General features: G+C 64.0%; 16 protein-coding genes and 2 tRNA genes. 11 read left to right on the top strand and 7 right to left on the bottom strand.

What is annotated here, in order from left to right:
* Positions 1-17: 17 nt before the first annotated feature.
* Complete coding sequence (locus ACYCVF_RS29435; protein ID WP_459595396.1) at positions 18-791, top strand: gamma-glutamyl-gamma-aminobutyrate hydrolase family protein; 774 nt, start codon at positions 18-20, stop codon at positions 789-791.
* Between the two features lie 278 nt (positions 792-1,069).
* Here ACYCVF_RS29435 and glnA read toward each other — a convergent pair whose 3' ends face one another.
* Complete coding sequence (gene glnA / locus ACYCVF_RS29430) at positions 1,070-2,479, bottom strand: type I glutamate--ammonia ligase (RefSeq protein WP_459595397.1); 1,410 nt, start codon at positions 2,477-2,479, stop codon at positions 1,070-1,072.
* A gap of 152 nt (positions 2,480-2,631) precedes the next feature.
* Positions 2,632-2,970 carry a P-II family nitrogen regulator gene (locus tag ACYCVF_RS29425; RefSeq protein WP_007603495.1) on the bottom strand — a complete coding sequence of 113 codons (339 nt, stop codon included), beginning with the start codon at positions 2,968-2,970 and terminating at the stop codon, positions 2,632-2,634.
* A gap of 381 nt (positions 2,971-3,351) precedes the next feature.
* Between ACYCVF_RS29425 and ACYCVF_RS29420 the strand changes: the two genes are divergently transcribed.
* Positions 3,352-4,851: an NAD(P)H-hydrate dehydratase gene (locus ACYCVF_RS29420; protein WP_459595398.1), complete on the top strand. Its 1,500-nt coding sequence runs from the start codon at positions 3,352-3,354 to the stop codon at positions 4,849-4,851.
* 4 nt (positions 4,852-4,855) lie between these two features.
* Here the strand turns inward: ACYCVF_RS29420 and ACYCVF_RS29415 are convergent, their stop codons facing one another.
* Entirely contained in the window at positions 4,856-6,160 is a 1,305-nt protein-coding gene (locus tag ACYCVF_RS29415; protein ID WP_459595399.1) for a multicopper oxidase family protein, read from the bottom strand.
* A 154-nt stretch (positions 6,161-6,314) separates the two neighbouring features.
* On the opposite strand from ACYCVF_RS29415, the gene ACYCVF_RS29410 reads away from it, so the two are divergent.
* From ACYCVF_RS29410 to ACYCVF_RS29370, 9 genes are all read left to right on the top strand, one after another.
* Positions 6,315-6,399, top strand: a tRNA-Leu gene (locus ACYCVF_RS29410).
* 174 nt (positions 6,400-6,573) lie between these two features.
* Positions 6,574-7,935, top strand: a complete 1,362-nt coding sequence (tig, locus tag ACYCVF_RS29405; protein ID WP_459595400.1) for a trigger factor — start codon at positions 6,574-6,576, stop codon at positions 7,933-7,935.
* 277 nt (positions 7,936-8,212) lie between these two features.
* Positions 8,213-8,848 carry an ATP-dependent Clp protease proteolytic subunit gene (locus tag ACYCVF_RS29400; protein ID WP_459595401.1) on the top strand — a complete coding sequence of 212 codons (636 nt, stop codon included), beginning with the start codon at positions 8,213-8,215 and terminating at the stop codon, positions 8,846-8,848.
* 448 nt (positions 8,849-9,296) lie between these two features.
* Positions 9,297-10,568, top strand: coding sequence for an ATP-dependent Clp protease ATP-binding subunit ClpX (gene clpX / locus ACYCVF_RS29395; protein ID WP_459595402.1), 1,272 nt, complete (start codon positions 9,297-9,299; stop codon positions 10,566-10,568).
* Between the two features lie 322 nt (positions 10,569-10,890).
* Positions 10,891-13,314 (top strand): endopeptidase La, encoded by a 2,424-nt coding sequence (gene lon, locus ACYCVF_RS29390; RefSeq protein ID WP_459595403.1) that lies wholly within the window; start codon positions 10,891-10,893, stop codon positions 13,312-13,314.
* Positions 13,315-13,397: 83 nt separating this feature from the next.
* Positions 13,398-13,802, top strand: coding sequence for a GFA family protein (locus ACYCVF_RS29385; protein ID WP_459595404.1), 405 nt, complete (start codon positions 13,398-13,400; stop codon positions 13,800-13,802).
* 49 nt (positions 13,803-13,851) lie between these two features.
* Positions 13,852-13,928, top strand: a tRNA-Val gene (locus ACYCVF_RS29380).
* 194 nt (positions 13,929-14,122) lie between these two features.
* Entirely contained in the window at positions 14,123-15,703 is a 1,581-nt protein-coding gene (locus ACYCVF_RS29375; RefSeq protein WP_459595405.1) for a hypothetical protein, read from the top strand.
* A 155-nt stretch (positions 15,704-15,858) separates the two neighbouring features.
* Positions 15,859-16,719, top strand: a complete 861-nt coding sequence (locus ACYCVF_RS29370) for a class I SAM-dependent methyltransferase (protein ID WP_459595406.1) — start codon at positions 15,859-15,861, stop codon at positions 16,717-16,719.
* A 130-nt stretch (positions 16,720-16,849) separates the two neighbouring features.
* Here the strand turns inward: ACYCVF_RS29370 and ACYCVF_RS29365 are convergent, their stop codons facing one another.
* From ACYCVF_RS29365 to ihpA, 4 genes are read right to left on the bottom strand one after another with little or no spacing between them, the layout of a single operon-like run.
* Positions 16,850-17,815: a cation diffusion facilitator family transporter gene (locus ACYCVF_RS29365; protein ID WP_459595407.1), complete on the bottom strand. Its 966-nt coding sequence runs from the start codon at positions 17,813-17,815 to the stop codon at positions 16,850-16,852.
* 2 nt (positions 17,816-17,817) lie between these two features.
* Positions 17,818-21,036, bottom strand: a complete 3,219-nt coding sequence (locus ACYCVF_RS29360) for an efflux RND transporter permease subunit (RefSeq protein WP_459595408.1) — start codon at positions 21,034-21,036, stop codon at positions 17,818-17,820.
* Entirely contained in the window at positions 21,029-22,006 is a 978-nt protein-coding gene (gene ihpB / locus ACYCVF_RS29355) for a divalent metal ion exporter adaptor subunit IhpB (RefSeq protein ID WP_459595409.1), read from the bottom strand. Before ihpB ends, ACYCVF_RS29360 begins: the two co-directional genes overlap by 8 nt.
* Positions 22,003-23,277, bottom strand: coding sequence for a divalent metal ion exporter subunit IhpA (gene ihpA / locus ACYCVF_RS29350; protein ID WP_459595410.1), 1,275 nt, complete (start codon positions 23,275-23,277; stop codon positions 22,003-22,005). Before ihpA ends, ihpB begins: the two co-directional genes overlap by 4 nt.
* Between the last annotated feature and the right edge of the window lie 35 nt (positions 23,278-23,312).

The following is a 23,312-nucleotide window of genomic DNA, read 5'->3' as shown; positions in this document are numbered from 1 at the left end:
GGAGGTCGGAACAGGAGATGAGAAAGCCGGTCGTCGGCGTGATCGGGAATGCCCATCGCGTCGAAAATCGATTTCAGGTCCAGATGGTCGGCGAGCGAAATCTGCGCGCCGTGGCCGAGGTCTCCGGCGGCTTGCCGGTGATGTTCGCAGGCTCCCCTGATATCACCGATATTGCAGCCCTGCTCGATACCGTGGACGGCATCATCCTCACTGGCGCCCGGGCCAACGTCCACCCGACCCGTTTCAACGTCGACCCCTGTGAGAAGCACGAGCCCTACGACATTCACCGCGACGAGGTGGCGCTGGCGCTCTCGGTCGCTTGTGTCGCCCGCGGCATCCCGCTGTTTGGCATCTGCCGCGGCCTCCAGGAGATGAACGTCGCCTTCGGCGGCTCGCTGCATCCCGAAATCCGGGAGATCCCCGGCCGCATGAACCACCGCATGCCCCGGCTCGAGAACGGCGAGATCCATCCCGATCCGACCGTGGTGTTCGCCGACCGTCATGATGTCGATCTGACGCCGGGCGGGGCGTTCGCGAAGATTCTCGGCTGCGAGAAGATCCGGGTCAATTCGTTGCACGGGCAGGGCATCCTGGAGCCCGGCAAGCGCGTGCTGATCGAAGGTATTGCCGAGGACGGCACCATCGAGGCCATCCGCATCGCGGAAGCGCCGACCTTCGCGCTCGGCGTGCAATGGCACGCCGAATATGACCCGCAGCACAATCCGATCAACCGCAAGCTGTTCGAGGCTTTTGGCGAGGCGCTGGTGGCGCGGCAAAAGGCGCCGGCGTAGGCCGCCGGCGCGGTGGGATCTGCAGCGATCTCACATTGCGTCTTCTCCGGTCGATCTCGGTGGCGAAGCGCTTTCCAAATTTCGGACGGCATAAACCAATCAGTAGGAATTGGTTCGTGTCGTTTTTTCGTCTCTGATTTGTTCTTTGAGAACGAAGTGGAGTCGGATGCAGAACGAAAGCTGGCGGCTCTGAAGCGTAAGCCGCATCTTCAATCTGAAACGATAAAGGCGCTTCCTTTCGGAAGCGCCTTTTGCTTGTCGCAGAAAGTTCGGGCCGATCAGCCCGAATAGTACATCTCGAACTCGACCGGGTGCGGGGTCATTTCGAAGCGGGCGACCTCGGTCATCTTCAGCTCGATATAGGCGTCGATGAAGTCGTCGTCGAACACGCCGCCGGCCTTGAGGAAGGCGCGGTCCTTGTCGAGGTTTTCCAGCGCCTCGCGCAAGCTGCCGCACACCGTCGGGATCTGCTTCAGCTCCTCCTTCGGCAGGTCGTAGAGGTCCTTGTCCATCGCCGGACCCGGATCGATCTTGTTCTTGATGCCGTCAAGGCCGGCCATCAGCATCGCAGCGAAGCCGAGATAGGGATTGGCCATCGGATCGGGGAAGCGCACCTCGACACGCTTGGCCTTGGGCGAAGCGGTGTAGGGGATGCGGCAGGAGGCCGAGCGGTTGCGCGCGGAGTAGGCGAGCAGCACGGGCGCCTCATAGCCCGGGACCAGACGCTTGTAGGAGTTGGTCGACGGGTTGGTGAAGGCGTTGATCGCCTTGGCGTGCTTGATGATGCCGCCGATGTAGTGCAGACAGGTCTCCGACAGGTCGGCGTATTTGTTACCGGCGAACACCGGCTTGCCGTCCTTCCAGATCGACTGGTGCACGTGCATGCCCGAGCCGTTGTCGCCGAAGATCGGCTTCGGCATGAAGGTGGCGGTCTTGCCGTAGATGTGCGCGACCTGGTGGATGCAGTACTTGTAGATCTGCATGTGGTCGGCCATCAGCGTCAGCGTGTCGAACTTCATGCCGAGCTCGTGCTGGGCGGACGCCACCTCGTGGTGATGCTTCTCGACCTTGACGCCCATCTTGGCCATGGCGCCGAGCATCTCAGAGCGCATGTCCTGCACCGAGTCCTGCGGCGGGACGGGGAAGTAGCCGCCCTTGGTGCGGATGCGGTGGCCGAGATTTCCGCCTTCATATTCGGTATCGGAGTTGGTCGGCAGCTCCGAGGAATCGAGCCGGAAACCGGTCTTGTAGGGATCGGCCGAATAGCGCACGTCGTCGAACACGAAGAACTCGGCCTCGGGACCGACGAACACGCTGTCGCCAACGCCCATCGACTTCACCATGGCTTCCGCCTTCTTGGCGATGCCGCGGGGGTCGCGGTTGTAGGGCTCGCCGGTGGTCGGCTCGAGCACGTCGCAGGTGATGACCATCGTGGTCTCGGCGAAGAACGGATCGATCGTCGCGGTCACCGGATCGGGCATCAGGCACATGTCGGACTCGTTGATCGCCTTCCAGCCGGCAATCGAGGAGCCGTCGAACATCGTCCCTTCGGCGAAGATGTCTTCATCGATCATGCTGACGTCGAACGTCACGTGCTGCCACTTGCCGCGCGGATCGGTGAAGCGCAGGTCGACGTATTTGACGTCGTTGTCCTTGATCGATTTCAGGACGTCTTTGGCGGTCTTCATGCATACCCCTTTTGGCTCTGCGGGTCGGTTTCCAGATGAGCAAAATTATTCTCGCTTTGGGCGAGTTTTGCGCGACCGCACAAACGAAATCAGGCCGCCGAAGCAGCCTTATTTCTTGTCGGAGTGTCGCAAAATGCGGGATAGCACCCGGCTCAGATAGCGTCCAGCCCGGATTCGCCGGTTCGGATGCGGATCGCCTCTTCGATGTTGGAGACGAAAATCTTACCGTCGCCGATGCGTCCGGTCTGCGCGGCGCGGCGGATCGCGTCGATGGCGCGCTCGACCAGATCGTCGCCGATCACGATCTCGATTTTCACCTTGGGCAGGAAGTCGACGATGTATTCTGCGCCGCGGTAAAGTTCGGCGTGCCCCTTCTGCCGGCCGAAGCCCTTGGCTTCGGTGACGGTGATGCCCTGAAGGCCGACTTCCTGAAGCGCTTCCTTCACCTCGTCGAGCTTGAACGGCTTGATGATGGCCTCGATTTTCTTCACTGCGCGCCTCCCGGCCTTTCGATCTGATAGCAACGTCTTCGTCAGGATGCGCTTTTCTTAACGCACGATCTTGTCTTCGCTGTGCCGGGATCCCTGACAAGCCCGGCAACTACGGCCGGCAGCACCCTGATAGTTGCCAGTGAGCGCGACGAACCGAAGCGGCTTCCTCGAAAGCAGGGTCTATGCCAAGTTGCAAATGCCCTGGTTATTGGAGCGTTATCAGCCTTTTAAAGAGCATCTCTGAGGGTGGTGCCGACCTGCACAAGATACCGAAGACTACGAAATAGGCAAACGGTTCAATATATATGCAGATCGTGGGTTTGCGGAGTGGATCGGCAGGGAACGTGCCTGTTGAACGAGCGTTTGGACCAGGGAAGTGGCATGGAAGTTCTGACCACCGCTGAAATGCAGCGCGCCGATCAGCTCAGCATCGCGGCAGGCACGCCTGGCTTCGAGCTGATGCTCAGCGCCGGCCAGGCGGTCGCCGAGACGGCGAAAGCGCTGGTGGAGGAGGGGCCGATCCTGATCGTGGCTGGCCCCGGCAACAATGGCGGCGACGGTTTTGTCGCAGCCGCCGAGCTCGCCGCGCAGGGCCGCGAGGTGTCGGTGATACTGATGTGCGAGCGGGACCAGCTCCAGGGCGATGCGGCCTCCGCGGCGCGCGGCTGGAAGCACCCGGTGCTTCCGTTCAATCCGCAGGCGATCGGAAAACCTTCCTTGATCATCGACGCCCTGTTCGGTGCCGGTCTCAGCCGTCCCGTGGACGGCGAGGCGCGCGCAATGATCGAGGCGATCAACGCCAACGGTGCTCCGGTGCTTGCCGTCGACCTGCCGAGCGGCATCAACGGGACCAGCGCGGTGGTGATGGGCGTTGCCGTGAAAGCCACCGAGACCGTGACTTTCTTCCGCAAGAAGCCGGCGCATCTGCTTCTGCCCGGCCGCATGCATTGCGGCCGCGTGCGGGTCGCCGACATCGGCATCGATGCGCAGGTGCTGGACGAAATCGCGCCGCGGACCTTCGAGAATGATCCGGACTTCTGGGGCGCCGCCTTCCCGGTGCCGCGCATCGACGGCCACAAATACGCGCGGGGGCACGTGCTGGCGGTTTCCGGCGACGCGGCCGCGACCGGTGCGGCCCGCCTCGCGGCGCGCGGGGCGCTGCGCGCCGGTGCCGGCCTCGTGACGCTGGCGAGTCCGCGCGATGCGCTCGCGATCAATGCGGCCGCGCTGACCGCGGTGATGGTCCGCTCCGTCGACAGCGCGGTCGAGTTCGGCGAACTGCTCGCCGACAAGCGTTACAACACCTGCATCATCGGCCCCGGCGCGGGCATCGGCGAGCGCACCTGCGATCTCGTCCACACCGCGCTGACCGCGCAGCGGCATCTGGTGCTCGATGCGGATGCGTTGACGAGCTTTGCCGCTACGCCCGAGACCCTGTTCGAATCGATCAAATCCTCGCAGGACAGCGCCGTGGTGCTGACCCCGCACGAAGGCGAGTTTCCGCGCCTGTTCTCCGACCTCAGCAACAAGCATCCCGGCCGCTCCAAGCTCGAGCGCGTCCGCGCCGCCGCCGAGCGCTCCGGCGCCGTCGTGCTCCTGAAGGGGCCGGACACAACGATCGCGGCTCCCGACGGCCGCGCCACCATCGCCGCCAACGGGCCGGCCTGGCTCGCCACGGCGGGTGCCGGCGACGTGCTCTCCGGCATCATTGCCGGGCTGCTGGCACAGGGCGTGCCGGCCTTCGAAGCCGCCAGCATCGGCGTCTGGATGCATGGGGAGGCGGGCAGTGAGGCCGGGCCGGGATTGATCGCGGAAGATCTCACCGAGACGCTGCCGGCCGTGCACCGGCGGATCTATGACGCGCTGGGCGTGGAGTACTGAACGCTCACTCCACCGCGTACCACCGCACCAGGCGCGGCGCGAACCAGTCGGTCACGACCGATTCGATCAGCCAGCGGCCGGGCGAGGTTGCGACGAACGCAATGCGCTGGGTTTGGCCGGGCTCGATCGCGAGCGTGTCGAGCCAATAGGGCTTCCAGCCGTCGTCGAGCTTGTCGAGCAGGCGGAAGTGGTGGCCGTGCAAGTGGAACACCGTCGTGACGGCGCCCGGGTTCCTCAGGGCCAGCACGACGGTGCGGCCGGTCCTGGCGCGGAACGCCGGGGCAGAGGCGGTAGAGAAACTTGCCGGTCGAATCCAGCCGGGGTCGGGCGAGCCGAGCGCGACATCGAACCGCAGGGCGCCTCTCAGATCGAGCTTCTCGGGCAGGTCGTTCGAGGGAAGCGGTGGAGGAGGCGCCAGCGGTGCGCGCCGCTCCAGCTTGCCGGAAATCGTTAGACCTCCGGCTCGGCGCGCCTCCTTGCCGTCATGCAGCAGGAATGGGGCCGATGTGGCTGCATCGACGATGGTATCGGCCCTTCCGCCGGGCGCCAGCACCAGAGCGCCGTTGCGCGCCGAAAACGGCTCGGCCGGCTGTCCGTCCAGCGCCATCACACGGACCTCATGGCTTTCCAATTTGATCGCCAGAACAGTGCGTTGCGATCCGTTGATAAAGCGCAGCCGCAGCCGTTCATTGCTTGCGGCTGAGAGTTCGAATGAAGTTTTTCCATTGATCGTGTAGAGCGGTGTCATGTCCTGGGGATCGCGGCCCGCGGGAAGCGCAGTCCCGTCCGGCCGCAAGCGCCATTCCTCGATCAACAGGACCTCGTCGCGATCGACGGCGAGGCGGTTTGTCTCCTCGACGATGATCGGAAGCGGCCGCGCGGACTGCTTCAGGCCGTCCTCGAAAAGCCGGAAGTCGGCTAGCAGGGTTCCTGCATTTGGCATTGAAATAATTGATGTTTCAGTCGTGTCGGGCGGTGTCGGCGCGCGCCCCCGCAGTGGATCCGAAGCGGCCGGGCCGTTCAGTCCGTACCAGGCTGGGGCAATCGGCACAGGCAGCTCGTTCCGGAACACCACCTCGCAGCGGTCCCCCCGCCTGAGACGAACAATTCCCAAACGGCTTAGGGCGGCCAGCTCCCAGATTGGTGTAGCCGGCTGACCCGGCCTGAGAGCCAGCGTGGCCGGCCTGGCCTGGAGGGAGAGCTGAGCGGTTACGAGCGGGCCGGCGCCGCCAGCGATCAGGCCCGTCGCGCAGGCGCCAAAGCCTGCCAGAACCTCGCGTCGGCTCGGGTCGAATATCCGCGCTGTCATGGCTCGATCCGGACCACGGCGCGCTGGATAAGTCCAGCCATCGTACCCACTTGAAGCATGCCTCCAACCGGCCATTTTTTTGCTGCGAACAGTCAGGCGCATGCTATAAGCCCGGCCGCCCGCGGCATCGCGGCCGGTCTTGATGCAAATTCACGCGGGCGTGGCGGAACTGGTAGACGCGCTGGATTTAGGTTCCAGTGACGAAAGTTGTGGGGGTTCGAGTCCCTCCGCCCGCACCAAGCGCTTATCGCGTTTGCACGGATTACGAGACCTGCTTCCGCGCGGATGATCGTCCGTCGGAAGCCGGTCCGATGAAGCACCGGCGTCGAGGCGATTGCTTCGCGCCGAATCGATTAATGACAGCGTCCCGACGCGCGACGTGCCGGGACCGAACGAAAAGAAGATTGGACGCCATGCAGGTCACAGAAACCCTCTCGGAAGGCTTGAAGCACGAGTTCAAGATCAGCGTTCCCGCGTCTGATCTCGATGCCAAGGCCGGCGCCAAGCTCGTCGACCTCAAGGACAAGGTCCGCATCAACGGCTTCCGTCCCGGCAAGGTGCCGGTGGCGCACCTGAAGAAGGTCTATGGCCGTTCGGTGATGGCCGAGACCATCGATCAGACCATCCGCGACACCAACACGCAGCTATTCTCCGAGCGCGGCTTCCGCCTTGCGACCGAGCCGAAGATCACGATGCCGAGCGAGCAGGCCGAGGTCGAGGAACTGCTCTCGGGCAAGACCGATCTGACCTACACGGTCGCGATCGAAGTGGTGCCTTCGATTGCATTGGCCGACTTCAAGACCTTCCAGGTCGAGAAGCCGGTTGCCGACGTCGCCGATTCCGACGTCGACGAAGCGATCAAGCGGATCGCCGATACCAATCGCGGCTATGCCGCGAAGGCCGAGGGCGAGAAGGCCGCCTCCGGCGACCGCGTCACCATCAACTTCAAGGGCAGCATCAACGGCGAAGTGTTCGAGGGTGGCACCGGCGAGGGCATCCAGGTCGTCATCGGCTCCAACACGTTCATTCCCGGCTTCGAGGAGCAGCTCATCGGCATCGGCGCGGGCGAGACCCGCACGCTGAAGGTGTCATTCCCCAAGAACTACATGAACGACAAGCTGGCCGGCCAGCCGGCTGAGTTCGAGACCACCGCGACCCTGATCGAGGCGCCGCAGGACGTTGCGATCGACGACGAGTTCGCCAAGTCGCTGGGCCTGGAGTCGCTCGACAAGCTGAAGGAGGCCGCACGCGAGCGGCTCAGCGCCGAGTTCGCGACCGCGACGCGCCAGCGCGTCAAGCGCGCGCTGCTCGATCGCCTCGACGAGGCCCATCGCTTCGAGGCGCCGCCCTCGCTGGTCGACGAGGAGTTCAATCTGATGTGGAACTCGGTCAAGGCCGAGATGGATTCCGCCGGCAAGACCTTTGCCGACGAGAACACCACCGAAGACGCCGCCAAGGAAGAGTACCGCAAGATCGCCGATCGCCGCGTGCGGCTCGGTCTGGTGCTCTCCGAGATCGGCGAGAAGAACAAGATCACCGTTACCGATGACGAGGTCGGCCGCGCCGTGATCGAGCGCGCGCGCTCGATGCCCGGCCGCGAGAAGGAGGTCTGGGACTATTACCGCAACAACGCCCAAGCCTTGGCCCAGCTTCGCGCACCGATCTATGAGGACAAGGTGGTCGACTTCATCCTCGAGCTCGCCAATGTGAGCGAGAAGAAGGTCTCGCGCGAGGAGCTCTACAAGGACGACGAAGCGGAAAAGACCGCAGCCTGAGGGACTGAGACAGTCTTCCATTAAGGATGATCGGCGAACAGGCCCAGCTAGCCAGATGGCCGGCTGGGCCTGTTTGTGCGAATCAGCTTCAACTGCCCGACGGATTAAGCCTTAATGCGCTCCGCACTTGTCAGGAGCGAATTGGGCTATATCTGTCGTTAAGCCTTCTAGCTCTACCAACTTCCTGCATCACGGGACGTCCATCGCCTTCCGGTACATCTGGCCCAACTGGCAGCCAAGTCCGGCGATGTCCGCCTCTCAAAACCCTAGGTGACTCATGCGCGATCCGGTTGAAACTTACATGAACCTCGTGCCCATGGTGGTCGAGCAGACCAACCGTGGCGAGCGCGCCTACGACATTTTCTCGCGCCTCCTGAAGGAGCGAATCATCTTCTTGACCGGCCCGGTCGAGGACGGCATGTCGACACTGGTCGTCGCGCAGCTCCTGTTCCTCGAGGCGGAAAATCCGAAGAAAGAAATCTCGATGTACATCAATTCGCCGGGCGGCGTGGTGACGTCGGGTCTTGCGATCTACGACACCATGCAGTTCATCCGCCCGCCGGTATCGACGCTGTGCACCGGGCAGGCGGCTTCGATGGGCTCGCTGCTGCTCGCTGCCGGCGAGAAGGACATGCGCTTCTCGCTGCCGAATGCGCGCATCATGGTCCACCAGCCCTCCGGCGGCTTCCAGGGCCAAGCCACCGACATCATGCTGCACGCTCAGGAAATCCTGAACCTGAAGAAGCGGCTCAACGAGATCTACGTGAAGCACACCGGCCAGACCTACAAGTCGATCGAGGATGCGCTGGAACGCGACAAGTTCCTGACCGCGAACGACGCCAAGGAGTTCGGCCTGGTCGACAAGGTCATCGACAAGCGCGCCGAGGAGCCGGCGGCGGCCAAAGCCCCGTAGCATTACTGGGGCGTAACGGCGAACCCCGTGTTCGCCGTGGACCCGGCAGGGCAACGTTCACGTTAGGTGCGCACCGCGCGTCGCAAAAAGCGCGGCTTTGCGCCTTCCGCCAGGCAGAAAGTTCCGCTTTCGTGCTTGTTTTTCGTGGCAGTCCAGCAATGCCGGGGTGATTTCAGTCACTTCTCTCGTGCCAAGACCGGAAATCACGGTATTGTCACGGGTAGCCGGCGGCGCCCGATTAGCGAATTCTTGATAGTCGGGTGACAGCATGGTTGGCTACGATTGATCGGCTATGATCGCGGAGAATCGAGTGACCGTGATTCGCACGGGATGTAATGCGTAGGGTCTTTTTTGGTACGGAATTTGCTCTACTTAAGCTACATGCCGGCCATCGTGTCGGAATGGAGCGATCGAGCGGAACGGGATCGAACCGCGGACGGAGACATGAATGAGTAAAGTCGGCACGAGCGACTCCAAGAACACGCTATATTGCTCGTTCTGCGGCAAGAGCCAGCACGAAGTCCGCAAACTGATCGCGGGTCCCACGGTCTTCATCTGCGACGAGTGCGTCGAGCTCTGCATGGACATCATCCGCGAGGAGAACAAATCCTCGCTGGTCAAGTCGCGCGACGGCATTCCGACGCCGAAGGAAATCTGCAAGGTGCTGGACGATTACGTGATCGGACAGAGCCATGCGAAGAAGGTCCTGTCGGTCGCGGTGCACAATCACTACAAGCGCCTCAACCATCAGACCAAGCACAACGACGTCGAGCTCGCGAAGTCGAACATCCTGCTGATCGGTCCGACCGGTTCGGGCAAGACGCTGCTCGCGCAGACGCTCGCCCGCATCCTGGACGTGCCGTTCACGATGGCGGATGCGACGACGCTGACCGAAGCCGGCTATGTCGGCGAGGACGTCGAGAACATCATCCTGAAGCTGCTCCAGGCCGCCGACTACAATGTCGAGCGCGCCCAGCGCGGCATCGTCTACATCGACGAAATCGACAAGATCAGCCGCAAGTCCGACAACCCCTCGATCACGCGTGACGTGTCGGGCGAGGGCGTCCAGCAGGCGCTGCTCAAGATCATGGAGGGCACGGTGGCTTCGGTCCCGCCGCAAGGCGGCCGCAAGCATCCGCAGCAGGAGTTCCTGCAAGTGGATACCACCAACATCCTGTTCATCTGCGGCGGCGCGTTCGCTGGTCTCGACAAGATCATCTCGGCACGCGGACGGTCGACGTCGATCGGCTTCGGCGCCCAGGTGCTGGCGCCGGAGGACCGCCGTACCGGCGAGATATTCCGTCATGTCGAGCCCGAAGACCTGCTGAAGTACGGTCTCATCCCCGAATTCGTCGGGCGTCTGCCGGTCGTGGCGACGCTCGAGGACCTCGATGAGATCTCGCTGAAGAAGATACTCACGGAGCCGAAGAACGCGCTGGTGAAGCAGTACCAGCGGCTGTTCGAGATGGAGAACATCGAGCTGACCTTCGCCGACGAGGCGCTTGGCGCGGTCGCCCGCAAGGCGATCGAGCGCAAGACCGGCGCGCGCGGGTTGCGTTCGATCCTCGAAGCGATCCTGCTCGAGACCATGTTCGACCTGCCGGGCCTGGAAGGTGTGGAAGAGGTCGTGATTTCGCGAGAAGTCGTCGAAGGCACGGCGCGTCCGCTCTACATCTACGCCGATCGGTCCGATCGCGCGGTCGAGAACGCCAGCGCCTGATCTGACGGCGCTGGAACGCTCCAATCGTCCCCACTAGGTGGGCTGCGGAACTGTATCTCCGCAGCCGGTGTTGCGTCGCTTTGCTGCGTGCGTAAGCGCCTGATGGCGCGCATTTTTCAATGACTTGACACCCCCCGGGTCGATAGCCACCTAATGACGGCGGCGAGCAAAATTTCTCTTCAAGATTCGCCTCAGTTCCGATCCGGCGAGCCGGTCCAACCCGCAAAAGGACCGACCGTCTTGCGGATCACCTCGGCACCTCGTGGCGGTTGCGCATGATCGGCGGGCTGCGTGCGAGGGGGCAAAGCAAAAGGAAAAGGCCATGACAAATCCCAAACCCCGGCCGACCATCGTCCATGGCGAAACGCACGCTTATCCCGTGCTGCCGTTGCGCGACATCGTCGTCTTCCCGCATATGATCGTGCCGCTCTTCGTCGGCCGCGAGAAGTCGATCCGCGCGCTCGAAGAGGTGATGAAGAACGACGCCCTGATCATGCTGGCGACGCAGAAGAACGCGTCCGACGATGATCCGGCGCCCGATGCCATTTACGAGACCGGGACGCTTGCCAGCGTGCTCCAGCTCTTGAAGCTTCCGGACGGCACCGTGAAGGTGCTGGTCGAAGGGCTCGAGCGTGCGCGCGTGGCAAAATACACCGACCGCGCCGACTATTACGAAGCGACCGCGGTTGCGCTCGCCGATACCGATGCGAAGTCGGTCGAGGCGGAGGCGTTGGCGCGCTCGGTCGTGTCCGACTTCGAGAGCTATGTGAAGCTCAACAAGAAGATCTCGGCGGAGGTCGTCGGCGTCGTGCAGGCGATCACCGACTTCGCCAAGCTCGCCGACACGGTTGCTTCGCATCTCGCAGTCAAGATCGCGGATCGCCAGGGCATCCTGGAGACGCTGTCCGTCACCACGCGCCTGGAGAAGGTGCTGGGCCTGATGGAAAGCGAGATCTCGGTGCTGCAGGTCGAGAAGCGCATCCGCTCGCGCGTCAAGCGCCAGATGGAGAAGACCCAGCGCGAGTATTATCTCAACGAGCAGATGAAGGCGATCCAGAAGGAACTCGGCGACGACGACGGTCGCGACGAGCTCGCCGATCTCGAAGAGAAGATCTCCAAGACCAAGCTCTCCAAGGAAGCGCGCGAGAAGGCGCAGCATGAATTGAAGAAGCTGCGTCAGATGTCGCCGATGTCCGCGGAAGCGACCGTCGTGCGCAACTATCTGGACTGGCTGCTCTCGATCCCGTGGAACAAGAAGTCCAAGGTGAAGAAGGATCTGGAGGCCGCGCAGGCCATCCTGGACTCCGATCACTATGGCCTGGAGAAGGTCAAGGAGCGCATCGTCGAGTATCTCGCGGTGCAGTCGCGCGCCAACAAGCTGACTGGCCCGATCCTGTGCCTCGTCGGACCTCCCGGCGTCGGCAAGACATCGCTCGGCAAGTCGATCGCGAAGGCGACGGGGCGCGAATTCGTGCGCGTCTCGCTCGGCGGCGTGCGCGACGAGGCCGAGATCCGCGGTCACCGCCGCACCTATATCGGCTCGATGCCCGGCAAGATCATCCAGTCGATGCGGAAGGCTAAGTCGTCCAATCCGCTGTTCCTGCTGGACGAGATCGACAAGATGGGCGCCGATTTCCGCGGTGATCCGTCCTCGGCGCTGCTCGAGGTCCTCGATCCCGAGCAGAACGGGACCTTCAACGACCACTATCTCGAGGTCGACTACGATCTGTCCAACGTGATGTTCATCACGACCGCGAATACGCTCAATATTCCGGGCCCGCTGATGGACCGCATGGAGATCATCCGGATCGCAGGCTACACCGAGAACGAGAAGGTCGAGATCGCGCGCAAGCACCTGATCCCGAACGCAGTGTCCAAGCACGGTCTGGAATCAAAGGAGTTCTCGATCGACGACGACGCGCTGCTGCTCTTGATCCGCCGCTACACCCGCGAAGCGGGCGTGCGCAACCTGGAGCGTGAGCTCTCGACACTAGCCCGCAAGGCGGTGAAGGAGCTGATGATCTCCAAGAAGAAGTCGGTCAAGGTCACCGAGAAGACTCTGGAAGAGCTGCTCGGCGTGCCGAAGTACCGCTTCGGTGAGATCGAGAGCGAGCCGCAGGTCGGCATCGTCACCGGCCTTGCCTGGACCGATGTCGGCGGCGAGCTGCTGACCATCGAGGGCGTCATGATGCCCGGCAAGGGCAAGATGACGGTCACGGGCAATCTGCGCGACGTGATGAAGGAGTCGATCTCGGCGGCCGCGTCCTACGTCCGCTCGCGCGCGATCAACTATGGCGTCGAGCCGCCGCTGTTCGATCGGCGCGACATCCACGTGCACGTGCCGGAGGGGGCGACGCCAAAGGACGGCCCGTCCGCGGGCGTCGCGATGGCCACCGCGATCATCTCGGTCATGACCGGCATCCCGGTCCGCCACGATGTCGCGATGACCGGCGAGATCACTCTGCGCGGCCGCGTGCTGCCGATCGGCGGCCTCAAGGAGAAGCTGCTGGCTGCGGCCCGCGGCGGCATCAAGACGGTGCTGATCCCCGAAGACAACGCCAAGGATCTCACGGAGATTTCCGATGCGATCAAGGGCGGCATGGAGATCATCCCGGTCTCGCGCCTCGACGACGTCGTCGCCAAGGCGTTGGTGAGGAAGCCGGTGCCGATCGTCTGGGAAGAAGACACCAAGGTGACGGTGAAGCCGGACGGAGATGAAGCCGCCGGCGGCCTGACCGCTCACTAAGATTGCAGCTCGAAAGATGATAAAACGGCGCCTTCGGGCGCCGTTTTTGTTTTGGGGCAAGGTTTGGGGCAAGGGAGGAGGGGATGCGGATCGACGGGCAATGCCATTGCGGCAAGATCACCTATGAGGCCGAGATCGACCCCGAGGCGGTCTCGGTTTGCCACTGCACCGATTGCCAGACGCTGACCGGTTCGCCATTCCGCGTGACGGCAGTCTGTTCCGGAACCGATGTCCGCTTCACCGGCGGCACGCCAAAGATCTACGGCAAGCGGGGCGACAACGGCCGGATGCGCTTCCAGCATTTCTGCGCTGATTGCGGTTCCCCGCTGTTCACCAGCGGCGAGGGCGACCAGGCCGACGATTGGGGCATCCGCTGGGGCAGCATCCGTCAGCGCGACAAATTGCGGCCCGTCAGACAGATCTGGTGCCAGTCGGCGGCGGTCTGGATCGATGCCGTGCCGCTGCTGCCGGGAAGGCCGGGGGATTGACGTTCCGCACTTGCCCACCGAGGGCGGGTAGGGATAAAGAGGCGGCGAGGGGCGGTTAGCTCAGCTGGTTAGAGCATCTCGTTTACACCGAGAGGGTCCGCGGTTCGAATCCGTGACCGCCCACCAGCCCCCGTTGCGGGACTGCGGGTAGGCTTCGCAGAGCGCGGTCCTGGCTCGTTTGCCGTCAATCCCTTTACCGCGAGCGCGAGCAAGCCTGACGAAAGGACCTTTGACACGGCGAAACTTCCCCCGTTATCGTTCACGCTGGGTTGAGACGTGATCGTATTGCACCTGCCAAACGCGGGTGTTGGGGGCTGAGAGTGCAGACAATCGAAGGACTAAGGGGCGCCACGGCGCAAGCATTGGGGCGACTTAATGTTGCCGCTCGGGTCGCGGTCATCATTCTCGCGTGTCTGCTTGTCGGTGGCCTCATCCTTTGGCTGTGCAACGAACTAGTCTACTTCTACTTGGCGCGCAGCTATACCGAAGAACTCGCAGACGCCTATGACCTAAATCCGGGGATCACACGTGCGATCCTGTGGGCCAGTTTCGCTGCGATCGTCATCCTCGCCGGCTATTCATTCTCGCTTTCGAAATACAAGCGTTGGATCGGGTACGGCGGTCTGCTCAGTCTTATCATCGTTCACTCGCTGCTGCTGGGCCGTATCGAGGCGAACTTCCGAAAGAATGGGGTTGCCCAAAAATGCTACGTGATGACGCGCACCGCCATCAAGACCTTGAACCGGGTCGGGACGGATCCCGAGACCGGGCGTGAGTGCCGACCTCTGACGCCTCAGATCGTCGAGAAGATCGAGGAATACAAGCGCGGGCACCGGCCGAAGCAGATCACATCGACCGACCCGACTTTCTTCGATCCCACGACAGGCGAGCCGATAGTCTGGTACTCGAGGAATGATCGAGGTCAGCTCGAACTCTTCGACCTCATGGGTTTCCATCCGCAGAGCGGTGAGGAGCTTCTTCCAATTTCCCGGGACATTGTCGAGACTTGGAAACAGCAGGCGGCAAAGGTCGTTCGCCGGGTTCCGGTCCGGGTCGAAGAACCCGAGAAGTTCGGGTTCTTCGACCCGACCAACGGCTCCGCCAAGGTGTGGTATTCGCGCAATGACCGTGGTGAGTATGAATTCTACGATGGGCCCGGGTTCCACCCGCGCACAGGAGATCAGTTCAAGCTCGTCACCCGCGACATCATCACGGATTGGCGACAGCAGCAGGAGGCACTCGCGTCGAAGAAAAAGGCTGAGCAGGAGCAGAGAGAAAAAGAGGCGCGCGAGCGCGCTGAGCGAGACGCCCAGCAGGCGCGCGAAGTTGCCGAGCGCGAACGCCAGGCGAGAGAGGCTGCAGCCGAGGAGTTTAGGCAACGCCAGCAAAGCGCAAGCGATTGCGACCGGCTTGCCACCAACCCGACCGATGCCAAGAGGACAGCCGAAGGTGTACCGTTCGACACCCTGAAGCGCCAAGCCGACCAAGCCTATGAGGCTTGTACCAGGGCCGTCGGGTTGTTTCCGGCGGAATTGAGGTACCAATACCAGCTTGGACGTGCCGCTCAGTTCAAGGATAAGAAGCAAGCCTTCGAGATTTTCACACGGCTGGTTCAGGCAAATTACGCAGCGGCTTTCGATAATCTCGGCGGAATGTACCTTTACGAGCGGAAGGACGTGACGTCGGCGATTGCCCTGTTCAAGCGAGGCAGCGCGCTCGACGACGCCGACTCCATGGTCAGCCTGGTTGACCTCATCGACAGGGGGGGCTGCTTACCTCCAATCCAGACCAAACCAAACTGGCTTTGTTGCATCGGGCGGCAGAACTCGGACACCCCGGTGCGCAACGCGGCTACGAGCAAGAGGCCCAGAAGGCTCAACAGGCTCGGATCAATCAGATGAACCAGCAGCAGATGATGCAACTGTTCGGCGCATTCATTCAAGGCGTGGCTAGGCGTTAGCGAACGTCCTCAATCAAGCCGGTATTCCTCGACGGCAAGCGTGACCGCCTCCGCCACGCGAGCTAGTATAAGGCAGTGACCAGCTGAGACACCCCAATGCAACAACCAAGCGGACACGAACTCAACGCCGACCAGATCGCCTATTGGAACGGCCCGAGCGGGCAGCGCTGGGCCGATCGCCACGGGGTGCAGGAGAAGCTGCTCGGGCCCATTGCCGATCTCCTGATCAATCGGGCCCAGCCGAAGCCGGGTGAGCGTGTGATCGATATCGGTTGCGGGTCCGGTGCGACGACAGCCGCCTTCGCAAGGGCGGTAGCGCCTGATGGCTTCGCGCTCGGCCTCGACGTCTCCGAACCAATGCTGTCGCAGGCGCGCGCGCTGGCGCCAAAAGGCCTGCCGCTTGATTTCGTGCTGGCGGATGCGACGGTGCATCCGTTCGAACCGGCGAGTTTCGATCTCTTGGCTTCACGGTTCGGCGTGATGTTCTTCGCCGATCCCATTGCGTCCTTCACCAATCTCCGTCGGGCGCTGAAGCAGACCGGGCGACTCGCCTTTGCCTGTTGGCGCGAGCCGAAGGAAAATCCGTGGATGATGGCGCCGCTGATGGCGGTCTACAAACACGTCCCCAAAATGCCGCCGGTCGGTCCGGAGGAGCCGGGGCCGTTCGCCTTTGCCTCCGAAGAGCGCGTGATGCGCATCCTGAAAGGCGCGGGCTTCGTTGACGTGGCGATGGAGCCGCACAATCTCGCGATGGATATCGCGATCGGCGGCGGCCTCGATGCCGCCGTCGATGGTGCCTTGCAGATCGGCCCCGCTAGCCGCGCGCTGCAAGGGCATCCGCCCGAGACGTACGAGGCCGCAAAAGCCTCGATCCGCGACATGCTCGCGCCGTTCCTGAAGGGGCAGGCAGTGACGTTGCAAGGCGCGATCTGGATCGTGACGGCGAAGGCGGCGTAAGGCGCGGCGCTCTCTCCATGCCCGTCATTGCGAGGAGCGAAGCGACGAAGCAATCCAGAGTCTTTCTGCGGAAGGATTCTGGATCGCCTCGCTGCGCTCGCAATGACGACGTGGAGGGATTTTGTGTATCCTACACCACATCATCCGGCGCCAGCGCGCAGCCATTGTCCGGATGCGTCTCGACCTGAAGCGTGGTGTGGCCGATGCGGTAGGTGGCCTTCAGCAGTTGCGCCGTCTCCATCAGGAATGCGTCGCCGCTGCCTGCGGGCATGACGAGGTGGCAGGTCAGCGCCGTCTCGGTGGTCGAGATCGGCCATACATGGAGATCGTGTATCCCTGAGACGCCGGGACGCGCGAGCAAAAACGCCCTGATCGCGGCGAGATCGGTCCCCTTGGGCGCGGCCGCCATCGACATGTCGATCGAGCCCCGCAGCAGGCTGGTGGTGCTCCAGAGGATGGTGGCGCAGATGACGAGGCTGGTGATGGGATCGAGCCAGAGCCAGCCTGTCCATATGATCAGCGCCGCCGAGACCACGACGCCGAGCGAGACCGCGGCGTCGGCCGCCATGTGCAGGTAGGCGCCTTCGATGTTGATGTCGTCCTTGCGTCCGCTCGCAAACAGCATGGCGGTAAACCCGTTGATGAGGATGCCGATGCCGGCGACCAACATCACCGTAACGCCTGCGACCGGCTCCGGCTGCTGCAGTCGCAGGATCGCCTCCCAGCCGATCGCGCCGGTTGCGACCAGCAGGAACACCGCGTTCGCAAGTGCCGCAAGAATCGTCGAGGCGCGCAGGCCGTAGGTGAAGCGGCCGCTCGGGGCGCGGCGCGCTGCGATCGAGGCGCCCCAGGCGACCATCAGGCCGAGCACGTCGGAGAGATTGTGACCGGCGTCCGCGAGCAGGGCGGTCGAGTTGCCGATGTAGCCGTAGATCGCCTCGGCCACGACCAGCGCGGTGTTGAGCGAAATCCCGATCGCGAACGCCTTGCCGAAACTGGCGGGCGCATGGACATGGGCATGGGCATGAGCGTGGCCGTGGTCATGAGCATGGTCGCCATGCTCATGGTGGTGATGACCGTGATCGTGACTGCCCAAGTCTAGCGCTCCGCGGAACCTGCCAAGTCAGCCGCCATTGTAGGCGTTCCGGCGCCTGCGTCACGGCGGAACAGCACGTAGAGCGCCGGCAGCACCAAGAGCGTCAGCATGGTCGAGGAGATGATGCCTCCGATCACCACGGTCGCCAGCGGCCGCTGCACCTCGGCGCCGGCGCCGGTCGCGAGCGCCATCGGCACGAAGCCGAGGGACGCCACCAGCGCAGTCATCAGCACCGGGCGTAGCCGCGTCAGCGCGCCTTCGCGGACCGCGTCCACGACGGAGTGTCCTTCGCTGCGCAGACGCTCGATGAAGGCGATGATGACGAGCCCGTTGAGCACGGCCACGCCCGACAGCGCGATGAAGCCGACGCCGGCGCTGATGGACAAGGGAATGTCGCGCAGCAGCAGTGCCGCGACGCCGCCGGTCAGCGCCAGCGGCACCCCGGAGAACACCAGTGCCGCATCCGCCGCCGATCCCATCCCCATGAACAGGAGGAGGAACACGAGGAGCAGCGCGACCGGCACGACGACGGTGAGCCGCTTGGTCGCGGAGACCAGCTGCTCGAACTGTCCGCCCCAGCCGATGAAGTAGCCGGGCGGCAGCTTGACCTTCTCGGCGACGGCCGCTTCCGCCTCGCTCACGAAGGAGCCGAGGTCGCGCGCGCGGACATTGGCGGTGACGACGATGCGCCGCTTGCCGTTCTCGCGGCTGATCTGGTTGGGGCCCGGAGTCGCATCGACGGTGGCGACCGACGATAGCGGCACATAGCGGATCTGGGTGAGGGGATAGGCGGATAGTGCCGGCCGAATGGCAGAGCCGGAACCGGCCTCCTCGCCGGGTGGCAGCGGAATCGGGATGGCGCGGATCGCTTCGAGATTGCCGCGCAACTGCTCAGGCAGGCGCACGACGATGTCGAAGCGGCGGTCGCCCTCGAACAGCTTGCCGGCCGACTTGCCGCCGACCGCGATCTCGACGATGCCCTGCACCTCGGCGACGCTCAGCCCATAACGCGCGAGCGCCTGGCGGTCCAGGCGCACCGTGAGGATCGGCAGGCCCGCGACCTGCTCGATCTTGACATCGCTGGCACCGCGGATGCCGCGGATCGCGGCCTCGACCTGCTTCGCGGCGCCTTGCAGGATGTCGAGGTCGTCCCCGAAGATCTTGACGCCGATGTCGGTGCGCACCCCGGAGATCAACTCGTTGACGCGGAACTGGATCGGCTGGGAGATTTCGTAGGCGCTGCCGGGAATGTCGTCGGCGGCATGCTCGATCGCCTCGATCACCTCCGATTTCGTCTTGTCCGGATCGGGCCATTCGGCGCGCGGCTTGAGCATGATGTAGCCGTCGGTTTGCGCCGGTGACATCGGGTCGGTGGCGATCTCCGCGGTGCCGATGCGGGTGAAGAATTCCTTCACCTCGGGAATCTGCCCGACGCGCTTTTCCAGCGCCTTCTGCAGGTCCAGCGATTGGGTGAGGCTGGTGCCGGGAATCCGGATCGAAGCCAGCGCAACGTCGCCTTCGTCGAGGCTCGGAATGAACTCGCCGCCCATGCGCGCGGCAGCGAGGCTGCTTGCAACCACGATGACGACGGCCATGACGGCGACCGCAGCCCGATTGTCGATGGCAAAACGGAGCAGGGGCAGATAGGCGCGCTTCGCCGCCCGCATGAACAGGTTTTCGTGTTCGGACACCTTGCCGGTGACGAAAATGGCGACCGCCGCCGGCACGAAGGTGATGGAGAACAGCACGGCCGCGCCGAGCGCCATCAGCACCGTCAGTGCCATCGGCGTGAACATCTTGCCCTCGACCCCCGTCAGCGTCAGCACCGGCAGGTAGACCACCGCGATGATCAGCGTTCCGAACAGGCTCGGCTTGATCACCTCGCTCGACCCGCGCAGGATCGCGCGCAGCCGTTCGGAGGTGGCCAGCAGCCCGCCTTTCTCGCGCTGGGCGGCGGCCAGCACGCGCAGGCAGTTCTCGACGATGATCACGGCACCGTCGACGATGATGCCGAAATCGATGGCGCCCAGGCTCATCAGGTTGGCGCTGACCCTGGTTTCGACCATCCCGGTGATCGTCATGGCCATGGACAGCGGGATGACGCCGGCCACCACCAGTGCAGCGCGAATGTTTCCGAGGATCAGGAACAGCACGGCGACGACCAGCGCCGCGCCTTCCAGGAGGTTGTTCTGCACCGTGCGGATGGTGGCTTCGACCAGGTGGGTGCGGTCGTAGACGGTTCGCGTCACGACGCCTTCGGGCAGCGATTTGGCGATGTCCTCCAGGCGGGCCGCGACGCGGCGCGCCACGGTCCGGCTGTTCTCGCCGATCAGCAGCATGGCGGTGCCGAGCACCGTCTCCTCGCCATCGCGCGTCGCAGCGCCCGTGCGCAGATCGCGGCCTTCGATGACGGTCGCGACGTCCCTGATCCTGACCGGATTGCCGCCGCGCGTGCCGATGACGATGTCCCGGATTTCGCCGATGTTGCCGACCTGCCCCGGAGAGCGCACCAGATATTGCTCGCCATTGCGCTCGATATAGCCGGCACCGACATTGGCGTTGTTGGCGGCGAGTGCCGTCATGACGTCGCGAAAGCCGAGCCGGTAGGCCATCAGCTTGCCGGGGTCCGGCAGCACATGGAATTGCCGTTCGAACCCGCCGATGGTGTTGACCTCGATCACTCCCGGCACGTTGCGAAGCTGTGGGCGGATGATCCAGTCCTGCACGGTGCGCAAGTCGGTCAGCGAATAATCGTGGCCGGCTTGCGTCTTGGCGCCCGCTTTGGCCTCGACGGTGTACATGAAGATTTCGCCTAGCCCGGTCGAGACCGGACCCATCGCGACCTCGACGCCGGCCGGGAGCTGATCCTTCACCTGCTGGATGCGTTCGCCCACGAGCTGGCGGGCGAAATAGATGTCGGTGCCGTCCTTGAAGACGATGGTCACCTGGCTGAGGCCGTAGCGCGACAGGGAGCGGGTATAGTCGAGCTGCGGCAGCCCGCTCATGGCGGTCTCGACCGGGAAGGTGATGCGCTGCTCGGTCTCGAGCGGCGAATAGCCGGGCGCGCGGGTGTTGATCTGGACCTGGACGTTGGTGATGTCGGGCACGGCGTCGATCGGCAGGCGCTGGAAATTCCAGGCGCCAAAGGCGACGGCGCCGAGCGCAAGCAGGAGGACCAGCCAGCGCTGATGCAGCGAGGCGGCGATGAGGCGCTCAATCATGCTCGGCCTCGCCCTTGCCCATCTCCGCCTTCACGACGAAGCTGTTCTCTGCGACGTAGTGCTCGCCGGCCGCCAGCCCAGCCTTGATTTCGACGAACCTCGGATCGGAATCCCCGAGCTCGACCGGGCGCGCCTCGATCTTGTCGCCGTCCTCGCGGACGAACACGATGGTCCTGTTCTCCAGCGTCTGGATCGCGCTTCGGCGCACCGCAACGGCGACGTTGCGCGCCGCGAGGATCAGCCGCGCCGTGACGAAGAGACCGGGACGAAGGCGTCCATCCGAATTTGCCAGCACCACGCGTGCCAGCGCGGTCTGGGTCTCGCTCGAGCCGATCGGGGCCATGTAGGAGATGGTGCCCTTGATCTCGCCGCGGCCGTCGTCGGGATCGATCAGCACCTCGTCGTTGATGCGGACGCGCCTCAAGTCCTGCCGGTAGATCGACAGATCGACCCAGATGGTGGAGAGGTCGGCGACGACGAAGGCCGGCTTCTGCTCGGAGGCATATTCGCCGAGCGAGATCTGCCGCTCGATGATGGTGCCGGCGATCGGCGCCCTGAGCTCGTAGACGGTGAGGCTCTGGTTGCTCTCGATCGCGGCGAGCAGATCGTCCTTGGCGACCTTGTCGCCGATGCGCTTCAGGATGGATTTGACCACGCCCGGAAAGCGCGGGGTCACCTGCACCACGGCCTCCTGGTTGGCGCGCAGGATGCCATTGAAAGCGAGGGTGTCGGTCAGCGTGGCGGCCGCGGCTTCGGCCAGCGTGACGCCTGCGGCTGCAAGCTTGACGTCGGAGATGCGGATGCGGTCGGCGCCGTGCTCGTCCTGCTCGACACGGTCGTTCGGTTTCTTGTGTTCGGAATGCTCGGCATGCTCGGTGTGCGCGAGCTTACCCGGCGCGAGCAGGGAATAGCCGTAAGCGCCGAGTGCGGCGGCAACGATGGCAACGACGATGGTCGAGAACGTCCTCATCGTGCGCTCTCCCGCGCCAGCGTGAAGGGATTGCCGACGAGACCTTCGATGATCGCAACGCCGGCATGGAAATTCTGCAGCGCCTCCTGCTCCCGCAGCCGCGCCTGGGTGACGCTGGCCTGGGCGTCGAGCACCTCGAGCAGGGTGAAGCGGCCCTGGCCGTAGCCTTGCGAGATCGCTTCGGAGGCTTCAACGGCCTTCGGTATCGCGATCTCGCGCAGCACGTCGAGCTCACGCAGCGAGCCCTGGAGCGAGTCATAGGCCCGGCCTGCGATCACGATCAGCGTGTTGCGGTTGGCCTCGCGCTCGGCCTTGGTCTTGGCGAGGCTTTCCTGTGCGGAGAGGATGTTGCCCTGGTTCCGGTCGAACACGGGAATGGGTACCGAGAGGGTGAAGCGCACGGCATCGTCGTTGGTTTCGTTGAAGTGACGCCAGCCGGCCGCGATCCGCACGTCCGGATAAGGCTTGAGCCGCGCCAGCAGCAGCTCGGCATTGCGCTGCGCGTAAACGGCGGTCCAGCGCACCAGTTGCGGATTGGCGTCGATGGCTGCGACGACGGCCTGGAACGAGGGCGGCCGCCCGGTGGTGTCGAGCCGTCCGGAAACCTCGCCGAATTTCATGGCGGGGTCGCCCATGAGCACCGCCAGCTCGCGCCGGGCGCTGGCCAGCGTCGCCTTGAAGCGCTCACGGTCGGCCTTCACCAGGGCGGAGGCGACTTCGGCGCGCCCGGTCTCCGCCGGCGAGGAGGCGCCAGCCTCGACCCGGCGGCGCAGGAGCGGCGTCAGTCGGTCGATCGCGGCAATCTGCTCGTCGAGGATCTGAATGCGCCGTTGCGCGCCGAGCACGCCGAGGAACGCGATCGCGGTCTCCGACAGCACCTCCAGCCTGACGGCCTTGCGTTGGATCGCGGCGACCTCGACGCCGGCCTGTCCCGCGGCGATCCTGGCATCGCGCTTGCCGAACAGCTCGAAGGCCTGGCTGATCTGGAGCGTCGTCTCGGCCGATCGCGTTCCGCGATACTTGCCGGAGCCGAAGGAATCGTCCTGCTCGTAGGACAGTTCCGGATTGAAGAGCGCGCCTGCCTGGATGCGCTGGCCGGTGGCGATGCCGATGTCGCGCTCCGCCGCCGTCAGCCGCGGGCTTGCGGCCAGCGCGCGCGACAATGCGCTCCGCATCGTCAAGGTCTGGGCCTGCGACGGTGCCAGCACCGCGCCGGCAATCAGACACGCCGCCGCGCACGCAAGGCGCGCGGCCACTCTCCTGCAAAACATGAAACCGACCTGTGAAGGATGAACCCAAATGGGCG

This window comes from Bradyrhizobium cedriense, assembly GCF_054602315.1.
Note: the sequence above shows the minus strand (reverse complement) of the source record. Positions and strands in the feature narration are given on the sequence as shown.